Raw genomic sequence first — 12029 nt, forward strand, 5'->3', positions numbered from 1 at the left:
TTCACTATGGCACATGACAACAATGGACTTGGCGATAAACTGAAAGGTGCCGCCAACAAAGCAAAAGGCGAAGTCAAAGATCAAGTCGGCAAAGCGACAGACAATGCCAGAATGCAGGCAGACGCACAAAAAGACAAACTAAAAGGTGAAGTACAGGACCGGATTGGCGAAGCGAAAAACCGCCATTAACAAAAAAGCCCCGCTCATTTGAGCGGGGCTTTGCTATTGGACGGATGATTCTGTGTTACGGGCGGTATATGGAAATTCAGGGCGGTTTTCTTTAATGCCGGGGCGGAAAAAACATTTACCGCCCCTGGCTCATTGAATACCGCCCCAAAATAGAAAATACCGCCTTAAACGCTGTCTTATATTCCTTCGCTCCCGCTATAAACAGAACGCTGCTCCTGGCATACATGCTATGCCAGTTTAATCGAGCCCACGCTGGCAATTAACGCACTTGCAACAATAACCAGGTTGTAAATATCCAGCTCCACAAGCAAATTAATCAAGGAATACGAACCGAAAATGGGAAATAACGGAATCATTGTGGTGACGACCTTTCTACGGTAAAGTGGAAAAGCCCAGATAAGCAGACTGGATTGATTGTGAAGAAAGCTGTGCCAGCCTTTTCCCGGAATAAACCGCGGAATAAAAACGGTCACCTGGTAATTGGATTCGATTGCCTTATGCTCTACTGTATTCACGAATTTCATCAGCGGCTGAATAATATTCCGGTATTACGAGTGCAGGGTAACGAAGTCGATAACTTTTATATTATATTGACATAACTAAATAGTATTTGTTATCCTCTAGTTTATAAAAATCAAATATAAAATCCTCATGACTGTCTCAATGAGGTAGAGGTTGCGATTATTAAAAGTAGCATATCAGAAGTCTAATGGGACTGATGAAGGTATGTAAAAGGAATAATCGCCGAAGTTTGAAGCATCCATTTTATGCTTCAAGCTGGGTTTGTATCGAACAGGTGCAAAACTGTCACGGATCGATTCTGTGGAGAACTATAAAGAGATAGAAAATGAGGGTTGTAACGATAAAACACAAATGTCCCCTGCATTTGTGTTTTTTATTTAGGAGGAACATGGAATGGATAAAAAATGGGGCTTATGGCTTCTGACCGCTATTGTCGTCGGAAATATGGTCGGTTCCGGTATTTTTATGCTGCCGAGCACGCTGGCTCAGATCGCAAGCCCGCTTGGTGTAACGATTGCCTGGCTGTTGACCGGCTTTGGCGTTTTAATGATTGCTCTCGTGTTTGGCACACTGTCAATTCGCAAGCCTGAATTAACAGGCGGCCCGCAAAGCTACGCGCGGTCGTTGTTTGAATCACCAAAGTACGGCAATACTGCCGGCTTTTCAATGGTGTGGGGCTATTGGGTAGCTAACTGGATCAGCAATGTCGCGATCATTACAAGTTTTGCAGGCTACTTATCAACATTTTTCCCGGTTATGAGAAGTGAACATCTCCTTTTCACAATTGGCTCCCAGCAAGTTTCTGCAGGACAGACGATTACATTTATCATTTGCAGCTTGCTGCTCTGGGGAACACATTTTATTTTGATCACAAGCGTACAAACTGCCGGTAAGTTAAACTTTGCCGCTACTGCTTCAAAAGTGATCGGGTTTCTGCTGTTTATCACGGCTGCTCTGTTTGCTTTTCAAGTATCAAACTTTGGCGAGATGTATACACCGATTACAGACAGCGAAGGCCAGGCACATGGCTTGTTCAGTCAAGTAAACATGGCAGCTATTTCTACGCTTTGGGCATTTGTTGGAATCGAATCAGCTGTTATCTTGTCCGGCCGGGCAAAATCCCAGCGTGATGTCGGGCGCGCAACAATCCTTGGACTGCTCATTGCCCTTGCCATTTATATTGCGCTGACCCTGATCACAATGGGAGTGCTGCCGCAGGAGGTGCTAAGATCGTCTGATAAGCCATTTGTTGATGCTCTCTCCGTTTTGATCGGTGATACAGGTGCAATTGTGATGGCCCTGCTTGCAGTGATCTCGTTGTTCGGTTCCACAATTGGCTGGATTCTGCTCGCCTCTGAGGTGCCGTATACTGCAGCAAAAGAAGGAAATTTCCCGGCTTTCTTTGCGAAAGTGAATAAAAACGGCAGCCCGTCCCGCTCATTAGCCGTCACAAACGCCATGTCACAGATTTTTATTTTCTCGACCATTTCCGGAACAATCAGCGAAGCATTTACGTTCTTAACAACGTCCGCTACGCTTGCTTACTTGATTCCGTACCTGGTTTCATCTCTGTATCTGTTAAAGCTTACTTTAAAAGGCGAAACGTACGAAGCAGGCGACAAAGCACGCATCCGGCACGGAATGATTGCTGCAATTGCGCTTGTGTACTCTCTTTGGGTTATTAGATCAGGAACAGCAGACTGGGTAACCTTTACTCTTGGAATTGGATTGTTCCTTCTAGGTGTTGTGATTTATCCTATTCTGCTGCGCTCACGTCTTATTAAATAACAATCTTTCTTGTATCAAAAAACCATCCCAAATTTGGGACGGTTTTTTTTATTGTTATTGATTTAATTTTGAATGCTTCCGTGAATAAGCGAAATAAGAGCATCCATCAAGCCGGCAATCAATCCGAAAATCCAGGTTTCCATAAAAGGTGATCCAGCCGACTGGCACAGCACTTACAGCGATCAGATATTCAAGGATCAGATCCCAGCCAATGATAAAAGCAAGCAATTCACCAAGAGTGGTATACGTGTATGTGTAAACAGAACCTGCGATTGGTACCGTTGACGCAAATTCCGCATAAGACAGGGCAGCAAACAAACAAGACCCGCAATCACAAAGGATATAATTAATCCCGGTCCAGCGGTTAAGGCACCTGTTCCCATCAAAACGAAAATCCATGTTCCGATGATGGCACCGATACCCAGCATTGTTAAATCAAAGGCACCCAATTCTTTTTTGAGCGCGCTTTTTGGCTGGCCATCAAGCAGATCCCTAATATTCTTTTTTTCGAAATAATGATCGATTCATACTTCTTTCTAAAATTTTTCAAAATTTATTATATTAAAACAATAAAATTATTTCAATAAAATATTAAAACTTTTTTAAGAATTTAACCCAGCGGTAAAATTCTCTCTTTTCACCATTCTGCACCTGTTTTTCTTTCGGCAAAATGGCTGATCTTACTGTTTTGTAAGCGATGCTTACTTTCACTTCCATGAGCTGGCCAGCTGATCGTGGAAATCACTGCAGCCAGCCTGAATCCGGTCTGCTTAAGTGTATAAAAAAGACAAAGCGGCCTTTTGAGAACCGCTTTGTCTACAGTTTGACGCCCCGCTCAAATTGAACGGGGCATTTCTATTATGCAGTTTATCGCTCTTTGGGCGGTATACTGAAATTTGGAGCGGTTTCCGGTGCTGCCGGGGCGGAAAAAAGATGTACCGCCCCTGGCTCATTGAATACCGCCCCAAAATAGAAAATACCGCCTAAACGCTGTCTTATATTCCCTCGCCCTCGTTATAAACAGAACGCTGCTCCTGGCGCACGTGCTGCGCCAGTTTAATTGAGCCCACGCTGGCAATTAACGCACTTGCAACAATAACCAGGTTGTAAATATCCAGCTCCACAAGCAAATTAATCAAGAAATACGAAACAACAATAGAAAATAATGGAGAAATAGTCCATATGAGCAGGATACGTTTAATAATTCCTTTTTGAAACAGGCCAAATCCGGTTTGAGCCGTTCCTATCCCAAGAATTCCACAGGTTGTTACCTGTGTCAGCGGAATAGGCAGGCCAAATACAGAAGCTGCTACGACAAGCGTTCCTCCTGTAAAAGAAACGGCACTTCCTTCCAATAAAGACAGCTTGGTGATTTTCTTGGCATTGGTTTCGAGTACCCTGCTTCCCATCACCAGGGCGCCAACTGAAACAAACAGCGCTCCGAGCCAGAGGCCGCTGCTGGCATCTATAATATTTGCGCCGATCAAAGGGCCTACAGCATTTGCCACGTTATTCATCCCGGCAGAAAATGCTTCCCAGCAGCCGCCGATGACCAGTAAAACAGAAAGAATCTTTGCCCATTTCCCCTGTCCCTGCAAATGCGGCCAGCGCTTTTCTGCCCGTGCAATGAGTTTGCCTGCGCAGAATGTGATCAGGAAGGACGCGATCGGAACGATCACCCAGAACAACAAAATAACCATCAGCTGATCGGTAAATAAACGATGGTATGCAAGGCCGACACCGACTACAGATCCAACCGTTACTTCACTTGTAGATAACGGAATGCCCAGAAGGTTGGATATAAATAAAGTAAGAGTCGCTCCCAGCAGAATGATAATTACGACTTTAACCGTTAAAAGATCAGAAGGGATAATGCCCTTTCCGATCGTTTTGGCTACTTCCCCGCCGCCTAAAACGGCGCCCAGAAAAGCGGCGAAAGCTACTAGAACTAAAGCTAATCGTTTTTTAATTGCACTCGCTCCATAAGCAGCTCCCATTGAAGCAGCTGTTCCGCTGGCTCCAATGTTCATAGCAAAAAACAGAGCGATAATAATGGCTGTATATGTTAATAGCATCTGGTATTCCTTTCTCTTCCAAAAAGGTTATTTTAAATAGTAAACTTTTATTCTTCATTTTGAATTGATAACTAGATTGTAACTGAATTCACCGTAAAATCCAAGTTAACAAATTGGAATTGTAAGTTAGTAACTTTAATTATAAATGTATTTTTTTAAAAGACAATGTTATTTTTCTTCTGTACTAAAAAAGACTGCTGAATATTCAGCAGCCTTTCACTTATACTTTTTTCTTCATCCATTTTGACAGGACCTCATACACGATCGGGACGATTAAAAGCGTCAGCAGCGTGGAGCTGGTCAGCCCGCCGATAACGGTGACGCCAAGCCCTTTGGAAATCAACCCGCCGCCTTCAAGCCCAAGGGCAAGCGGGAACAGAGCCCCGATGGTGGCAAGCGCCGTCATCAAAATCGGGCGGAGGCGTGTAGAGCCTGCTTCTAAAAGAGCGTCTCGCGTAGAGAGTCCTTCGCGTTCTTTGTGAATAACACGGTCAATCAGGACAATCGCATTCGTCACCACAATTCCAATCAGCATGAGCGCACCGATCATCGAAGAAATACTGATGGTTTCGCCGGCAATCAATAAAGCGGCAAGCGCACCAATAATCGTAAATGGCAGTGAGAACAAAATAGCGAATGGGGCCAGCCCGCCGCCAAAGGTAATCACAAGAACAAGATAAACGATCGCCACAGCGGCCAGCATCGCCAGGCCAAGCTGCGTAAATGATTCGTTAATGTCCTGGGTGACACCGCCCATCTCCACCTTAACGCCTGACGGCAGATCAAGCTTATCAATCTCGCCCTGCAGCGCAGTGGAGGCGGCCGAGACGTCATCGCCTTTCAGTTCACCGCTTACGTCCACAAATACTTTCCCGTCACGCCGGGAAACGGTATCGGACGTTTCACCTTTTTCTACTGTCATCACGTCGCCGATTGCCACGGATTTTCCTGCCGCTGCCTCAACAGAGCGTTTTGTCACATCATCAATCGATTCATACGTTTGAGCCGGAACATCAACATACACATTTACATCTTTCCCGTTTCTTTCAACTGTTGTGACTACCGGCCGGTCCCGGGAAGGACTTAGCTCCATGGCAATCTGCCCGGCTGCCAGTCCGGCAGCGGCAAGCTTTTTCTGGTCTGCAACAAGCGTATATTCTTCATAGGATTGGGCAAGGCCTGTTTCAACCTTTTTAAAATCACCGCTGTCCTTCATGACCGATTCTATATCTTTTACAACAGGTTCAATTTCTTCCACATCTTCTCCGTACACATTAACGGCTATTTCACTGCTTCCCGCACTTGCCGAAAAGTCCTGTGCTGCCCACTCTCCTTTAGAGACAGAGTCCTGCAGGTCAGCAATCGCCTTTTCTTTTTTCGTCTCAAAATTCTCGGTATCCTCGTTATACATAACATAAAACATCGCGCTGTTTGACTGGCCAGGATTCATTGGATCTTCGCTTCCGACCGAATATTGAACGGTCTCCACGTCTTCGATGTCCATAAAATAGCTTTCCGCATCAGCCGCAATGCCTGCCACTTCCTCCTCCGTCTGGCCCGGTTCCGGTGAGTAGGCGGCAAGCACCATCTTTTCTTCTTCGCCTGGAAGAAAGCTGACTCCTATTTTCGGCACCAGGAAAAAGCTTCCGGCCAAAAGCAAAACAGCAGTTAAAAAGGTAATGATTTTGTGATTCAGGGACCAGTTTAAAACGGAACGGTACCAGAAGGACAGCCTGCCTGGCTTTTCTTCATGTGTTTTGGCACTGACTCCGCTTTTAAACATCATATGGGCGAGCATTGGCACAATTGTTATGGCTACAAGCAGCGATGCCAGAAGGGCAAATACGACGGTTAACGCAAACGGCAGGAACAGCTCGCCAACCGTCCCTTCCACCAGGCCGAGCGGCAAAAATACCGCAATTGTTACGATGGTTGACGACATAATCGGCACGAACATTTCTTTTGTGGCTTCACGAATTAATTCTTTGCCCCGCAGCTTTTCTTCCTGGAGCGAAAGGCGCCGGTAAATGTTTTCCACGACAACAATCGAATCATCAATAACCCGCCCGATCGCGACCGTCATCGCTCCAAGTGTCATAACATTTAAGGTAATATCCATCTGCTTCAGTAAAATAAGCGCAATTAAAATCGACAGCGGGATGGAGATAACCGAAATAACGGTTGAGCGCAGGTCGCGCAAAAACAGCATAATGATAATGACGGCAAAAATCGCACCGAACAGTGCTTTGTTCAGCATCGTTTTCACCGATTCTTCAATCGGGGCGCCCTGGTCAAATGCTGGCGTAACTGTCAGGCCGTCAATATCACCATTAAATTCGTCCACTTTTTCTTTCACTGCGTTTACCACATCTACTGTATTGGCATCCGCCGCTTTTACAATTTGCAGGCCAATGGATTCCTCGCCGTCTGTCCGGGAAATGGACTCTGCTTTGCCCGTCAGCTTCACTTCCGCTAAATCCGACAGCCTGGCCGGACCGATCTGCATGTTTTTCAAATCGTCGAGCGTCGTAATATTTCCATCAACCACAACAGATTTTTCCGTATCGCCGAATGTAAACAATCCGAGCGGTGCTGTGATATCGGAGCCCTGAATCATCTGGGTAACCATTTCTTCTGTTAATTGAAGCTGGGCAAGCTTCTCTTTATTAAATACAACAGTTGCTTCTTCCACCTGCTGGCCGGAAATTTGCACAGATGCCACGCCTTCTATGCCTTCTATTTCCGGTACGATTTCCTCTTCCACCAGTGCTGTCAGTTGGGCAAGCGTCAGGTTTTCATCGGAAAGACTGAGCGCCATAATTGGAAACGCATTGATTTGCAGCCGGGATATATCCGGCTCCTGAACATTTTCCGGGAACTCTATATCAGCCAGCGCTTCTTCTGCTTCCCGTTCTGCCCTTTCCATATCGGTTGAGAATGTGTATTCCACCTGCACGGATGAGGCATTTTGAAACGACGTTGAGCTGACCACTTTGACGCCGTTCAAATTTTGAAGCTGTTTTTCAACTGGTTCTGTTACACTGTCCGCTACCTCTTCCGGTGTTGCACCCGGATAAACGGTCGTAATCGTCACAATAGGCGGCGTAATATTTGGAATCGTCTCAAGCTTCATGGAAAGCCCGGCATACAGGCCCGCTGCCGTAATGATAAGAGTCATCAGCCATACGGCAAACTTGTTTTTCAAGACAAAGTTAATGAACCTGTTCATTCATAGTCTCCTTTGTGACCGACTGGTCAATTTTAATATTAAACAAATGACTAACTGGTCACTCTTTAATTATATATGTTTCAAAAGAGTGACTAATGGGTCATAATAAGAAAAAGAGGTGACAACTATGAACGAAAAAGAACGGATTATTATCGAGACATCCATGAAATTATTTGCCCGAAAAGGCTTTGCCTCCACCTCCGTACAAGAAATCGCTACAGCGTGCGGTATTTCTAAAGGAGCTTTTTACCTGCATTTCAAATCAAAAGAAGCGCTGCTGCTTGCCATTTTGCACTATTACTTTGAACGGCTGTTTGAAAAAATACAAGCCATTGAAAGTGAAGTCCTGCCTCCGCGGGAAAAGTTCACCAAACAAATTGAATGCCAGGTACGCGAAATCCATCAGCACAAAGAATTTCTCATTATGCAGGCACGCGAAAATGCGATCCCTTTTAATGAGGAAATTGAAGCATTTATTTTCAAAATGCGCATGGAAACGCATCGATTTTATCATGCGAGCCTGCTTGGCATTTACGGCGAGCGGATCAAGCCGTATTTTGGGGATTTAGCCGCTTCGCTTCAAGGCATTCAACACTCGTTTCTTCACCTGTTCATTATTGATCAAGCGGATATGGACTATCACCAGTTTGCGGAATTTCTGCTCGACTGCGCCGATGACCTGGAAGCCGGCTTCAGGCGGCGCGCCAAGCAGCCGCTCATTGATCCGAACATGATGAACGGGCTGCTGAAAGAAAAAGTAAACGATGACATGCTGATCTCCCGGCTTGCGGAACTGCAAACAGAGAGCTGGCCGGACGACATTCTCGTATCGCTTGATGTAATAAAACAAGAGATCGAAAGCGGCGCACCGCGCATGGCGGTCCTGCGCGGCATGCTTGCCAACCTGGCTGAAGAGCCTGGACTCCATGAGTTTATGCATGTTTTAAAAGACTATTACAAGCTCCGCTGACCATCCCATTTCACAGCCAATTTACAAGTTTCCTGACTCATTTTTACGATTTATGGTGAACAGCGGCGCTTTACGGCTTATTCAAAAAAATAAAAACAGCCCCGGCGCCGGGGCTGTTTTTATTAACCTTTTACCGATCCGGCCAGCAGGCCTCTTACAAAATACTTGCCAAGCAAAATATACACAAGAAGCGTCGGCAAAGCAGCCAGCAGGGCACCGGCCATCTGCACATTCCACTGGACAATCTGGCTGCCTGATAAGTTTTGCAAAGCAACCATAACCGGCTGCTGCTCCGCTGTGGTAATCGTCACCGCGAATAAAAATTCGTTCCAAATATTCGTAAACTGCCAAATTGCGACCACGACAAAGCCCGACAGTGAAAGCGGAACCATGATGTGGCGGAAAATTCCTAAAAAATTTGCTCCGTCAATTTTCGCCGATTCAATCATTTCATCGGGAATGTTCACGTAAAAGTTGCGGAACATAAGCGTCGTAATCGGGATCCCGTAGACCACATGAACAAAAATCAGCCCGGGAATCGAATTATACAGGCCGATTTCCCGCAAAAACTGAATCAGCGGAATTAAAATGCTCTGGTACGGAATAAACATCCCGAACAGCATAAGGGTAAACAGCACCTCTGATCCCTTAAACCGCCATTTAGAGAGCACGTAGCCGCTCATGGCCCCAAGCAGCGCTGACAGGAGAGTGGCCGGAACGACCAGGTAAAACGAATTCATCAAATTCGGCGCAAGCTTCGTAAATGCCTCGCTGTAGCTGCTTACGTCGATGGCGGAAGGCCAGGTCCACATTTGATCAAGCGTAATTTCATCAAGCGGCTTCAAGCTGGTAATCACCATTACGTAAACCGGCATTAAGAAAAACAAGCTGGCCGCAATCAAAATAAGATAACTGGCCGGTTTGGCCACACCGCGAAGCACCATATCAGGAAGCCCCCTTTCGGCTGTTAATTAAATACGGCACCATAAACACCGCCACGCTGAGCAGCATGACAATCGCAATGGCTGCCCCGTTTGCGTAGTAATTGCCCCGGAACGTCGTTTCAAACATGTACACGCCCGGCACGTCTGTTACAAAGTTAGCGCCCGGCCCGGTCATCGAGTAAATCAAATCAAAAATTTTCAGTGAGATATGCGCCATAATAATAATGACGCTGACCGTAATCGGATGAAGCTGCGGCAAAATAACATGGCGGTAAATTTGAAATTCGGTCGCTCCGTCCATCCGGGCCGCTTCTCTCGTTTCATCCGGAATTGCCCGCAGCCCCGCGATATACATAGCAAGAGAAAACCCGGTCATCTGCCAGACGGCGGCAAGGCCGACCGCAATCAGGGCTGCCGGCAGGCCAAACTCAATCTGCCCCCACTGAAAACCTGCCAGTATATTTGTATCGGTATACCATTTCGGCTGAATGCCGAACGTCTGCAAAAACAGGTTCACACCGGTCGACGGATTTAAAATCCACTGCCAGACAACGCCCGTCACTACAAACGAAAGCGCCATTGGAAAAAAGAAGATGTTCCGGAAAATCGATTCTCCTTTGATCTTTTGGTCGAGCAGGATTGCCAGCGACAAGCCGAGCAAAATAACGAGGCCGATAAACAAAATCGTAAAAAACAATGTATTGCGCAAATCGGCTTGAAAGCGGAAATCGCTGAATAAGAATACATAATTTTTCAACCCGGCAAACGACATGTCCGGCACAAGCGAATTCCAATTTGTCAGCGACACGTAGCCGGTCCAGCCGATAAACCCGTAAACGAAAATGACAATCAATAAAAACGACGGCAGTAAAAAAAGAAGCGCCATCCAGCGGTCGGATGATCCTCTTTTAACAGATGATTTACCTGCTGCCGATTGCTCTGTCCGTGCTGCCTCCATCCAGCATCCCTCCTAAAGAAAGACCCTCCCCGCTGGAGGAGGGTTTTCAGACTTTATTTCAATTCAGCTGCCGCTGACTGCAAAGCTCCGGTAAACTGCTCAACATCTCCCTGTGTCACGAAAATATTAACCGCCTGGTTCACCTTCGTTAAAAAGCCTTCCGGTGCAGCAGAACCATGCGCCAGGCTTGGCACAAGTGTGGCAGACTTAAAATCTTCCATTGTGTCTTTTCCGTACTGGTCATATTTTGATACGTCGGCATCAATACGCGCCGGAATCGACCCTTTCAGCGGATTAAACGCATCCTGCCCTTCTACAGAGCCAAGCACGCTGAGGAACTTTTTCACATCCTCCCCGTTATCAAGCCCTTTCGGCAGGCCGAATGTATCGGTAATCACTCCAAACATACCTTCCGTGCCCGGTGTCGGCAAATAGCCGAAATCTTCATTGACAGCCAGCTTTAAATCATTCACAAAATAGCCTTTTGCCCAGTCACCCATCACATTCATAGCCGCTTCGCCATTGCCGACCAGCTGGGAAGCATCCTGCCAGTTGCGCGAGCTGTGGTCTTCATTTACATAGGAAAGCATCTTTTTAAATGTTTCCGCCGCCGCTTTTACTTTCGCATCATCAAACGCCAGGTCTCCTGTCCACAGCTTGTTGTACTCTTCAGCGCCAAGCTCGCCAAGAAGAACCGTTTCAAACAAATGTGTTGCTGCCCATGGCTCTTTGTCACCGAGCGCAAGCGGCGTAATGCCTTTTTCCTTCAGAGCGTCAGCTGCCGCAAAGAACTCATCGAAAGTTGTTGGCGGCGCAACGCCGTTTTCATCCAATACTTTTTTGTTGTACCAGAGCACGTTCGCCCGGTGAATGTTGACCGGTACGGAATACATATTGCCGTCTTTGCTGACCAGCTCGATCAGTTCCTCTGGAAACTTGTCATTCCAGCTCTCCTGCTCGTACAGGTCATTGAGCGGCTCCATTTTATCCGCCGCCACCCAGCTGTCATTCAGCTCTGACCCGCCGTGCACCTGGAATGTCGCTGGCGGGTCATTGCCCTGCATCCGGCTCGCAAGCACCGCTTTTGCATTGGTCCCTGCTCCGCCGGCCACCGCCGCATTTTCCACCGGAATGTCCGGATGCTTTTCTTTAAACAGCGCAAGCAGTGCTTTCAGCCCGTCTTCTTCACCTGCTCCTGTCCACCAGCTGAAAATATCAAGTGTCGCTTTTTCCCCAGAATCCGAGCTGCCGCTTCCGCCGGCATTTTCATCGGCCGTGTCCGATGACCCGCATGCGGATAAAATAAGTGCAAATATCATTGTGAAAATGACCCAGACGCGTTTTTGCATTCTTC

General features: G+C 46.7%; 8 protein-coding genes, 2 pseudogenes and 1 riboswitch. Of the genes and pseudogenes, 3 read left to right on the top strand and 7 right to left on the bottom strand.

Annotation, left to right across the window (positions count from 1 at the left end; all coding sequences use genetic code 11):
- Nucleotides 1-6 precede the first annotated feature (6 nt).
- Nucleotides 7-189, top strand: a complete 183-nt coding sequence (locus VP98_RS04825) for a CsbD family protein (RefSeq protein WP_046174224.1) — start codon at nucleotides 7-9, stop codon at nucleotides 187-189.
- Between the two features lie 347 nt (nucleotides 190-536).
- Here VP98_RS04825 and VP98_RS18475 read toward each other — a convergent pair.
- Nucleotides 537-764: pseudogene (locus tag VP98_RS18475) on the bottom strand (amino acid permease); the annotation flags it as partial.
- An 86-nt stretch (nucleotides 765-850) separates the two neighbouring features.
- Nucleotides 851-1030: riboswitch (Lysine riboswitch) on the top strand.
- A gap of 74 nt (nucleotides 1031-1104) precedes the next feature.
- Between VP98_RS18475 and VP98_RS04835 the strand changes: the two are divergent.
- On the top strand, nucleotides 1105-2499 hold the full coding sequence (locus VP98_RS04835) for an amino acid permease (protein ID WP_046174226.1): 1395 nt from the start codon (nucleotides 1105-1107) through the stop codon (nucleotides 2497-2499).
- Nucleotides 2500-2640: 141 nt separating this feature from the next.
- Here the strand turns inward: VP98_RS04835 and VP98_RS18480 are convergent.
- The 3 genes and pseudogenes from VP98_RS18480 to VP98_RS04850 all read right to left on the bottom strand — a co-directional run.
- A pseudogene (locus VP98_RS18480) lies at nucleotides 2641-3023 on the bottom strand (amino acid permease); the annotation flags it as partial.
- A 471-nt stretch (nucleotides 3024-3494) separates the two neighbouring features.
- Nucleotides 3495-4574, bottom strand: coding sequence for an inorganic phosphate transporter (locus VP98_RS04845; protein ID WP_046174228.1), 1080 nt, complete (start codon nucleotides 4572-4574; stop codon nucleotides 3495-3497).
- Between the two features lie 220 nt (nucleotides 4575-4794).
- Nucleotides 4795-7803, bottom strand: a complete 3009-nt coding sequence (locus VP98_RS04850) for an efflux RND transporter permease subunit (protein ID WP_046174229.1) — start codon at nucleotides 7801-7803, stop codon at nucleotides 4795-4797.
- A gap of 127 nt (nucleotides 7804-7930) precedes the next feature.
- Here VP98_RS04850 and VP98_RS04855 point away from each other — a divergent pair, with 127 nt between their 5' ends.
- On the top strand, nucleotides 7931-8773 hold the full coding sequence (locus tag VP98_RS04855) for a TetR/AcrR family transcriptional regulator (protein ID WP_046174230.1): 843 nt from the start codon (nucleotides 7931-7933) through the stop codon (nucleotides 8771-8773).
- A gap of 122 nt (nucleotides 8774-8895) precedes the next feature.
- On the opposite strand, the gene VP98_RS04860 is transcribed toward VP98_RS04855, so the two are convergent.
- The 3 genes from VP98_RS04860 to VP98_RS04870 all read right to left on the bottom strand — a co-directional run bounded on the left by VP98_RS04860 (nucleotide 8896) and on the right by VP98_RS04870 (nucleotide 12024).
- Nucleotides 8896-9717 carry a carbohydrate ABC transporter permease gene (locus VP98_RS04860; protein ID WP_046174231.1) on the bottom strand — a complete coding sequence of 274 codons (822 nt, stop codon included), beginning with the start codon at nucleotides 9715-9717 and terminating at the stop codon, nucleotides 8896-8898.
- A 1-nt stretch (nucleotide 9718) separates the two neighbouring features.
- On the bottom strand, nucleotides 9719-10603 hold the full coding sequence (locus VP98_RS04865; protein WP_407919205.1) for a carbohydrate ABC transporter permease: 885 nt from the start codon (nucleotides 10601-10603) through the stop codon (nucleotides 9719-9721).
- Nucleotides 10604-10728: 125 nt separating this feature from the next.
- On the bottom strand, nucleotides 10729-12024 hold the full coding sequence (locus VP98_RS04870; RefSeq protein WP_046174233.1) for an ABC transporter substrate-binding protein: 1296 nt from the start codon (nucleotides 12022-12024) through the stop codon (nucleotides 10729-10731).
- Nucleotides 12025-12029 lie beyond the last annotated feature (5 nt).

This window comes from Domibacillus indicus, from assembly GCF_000970685.1.
Lineage (GTDB): Bacteria > Bacillota > Bacilli > Bacillales > Domibacillaceae > Domibacillus > Domibacillus indicus.

Excerpts from the sequence above, each read along its gene's own strand:
- VP98_RS04835 (WP_046174226.1), top strand. The coding sequence starts at position 1,105 with ATGGATAAAAAATGGGGCTTATGGCTTCTGACCGCTATTGTCGTCGGA.
- VP98_RS04855 (WP_046174230.1), top strand. The coding sequence starts at position 7,931 with ATGAACGAAAAAGAACGGATTATTATCGAGACATCCATGAAATTATTT.
- VP98_RS04845 (WP_046174228.1), bottom strand. The coding sequence starts at position 4,574 with ATGCTATTAACATATACAGCCATTATTATCGCTCTGTTTTTTGCTATG.
- VP98_RS04860 (WP_046174231.1), bottom strand. The coding sequence starts at position 9,717 with ATGGTGCTTCGCGGTGTGGCCAAACCGGCCAGTTATCTTATTTTGATT.
- VP98_RS04865 (WP_407919205.1), bottom strand. The coding sequence starts at position 10,603 with ATGGCGCTTCTTTTTTTACTGCCGTCGTTTTTATTGATTGTCATTTTC.
- VP98_RS04850 (WP_046174229.1), bottom strand. The coding sequence starts at position 7,803 with ATGAACAGGTTCATTAACTTTGTCTTGAAAAACAAGTTTGCCGTATGG.
- VP98_RS04870 (WP_046174233.1), bottom strand. The coding sequence starts at position 12,024 with ATGCAAAAACGCGTCTGGGTCATTTTCACAATGATATTTGCACTTATT.
- VP98_RS04825 (WP_046174224.1), top strand. The coding sequence starts at position 7 with ATGGCACATGACAACAATGGACTTGGCGATAAACTGAAAGGTGCCGCC.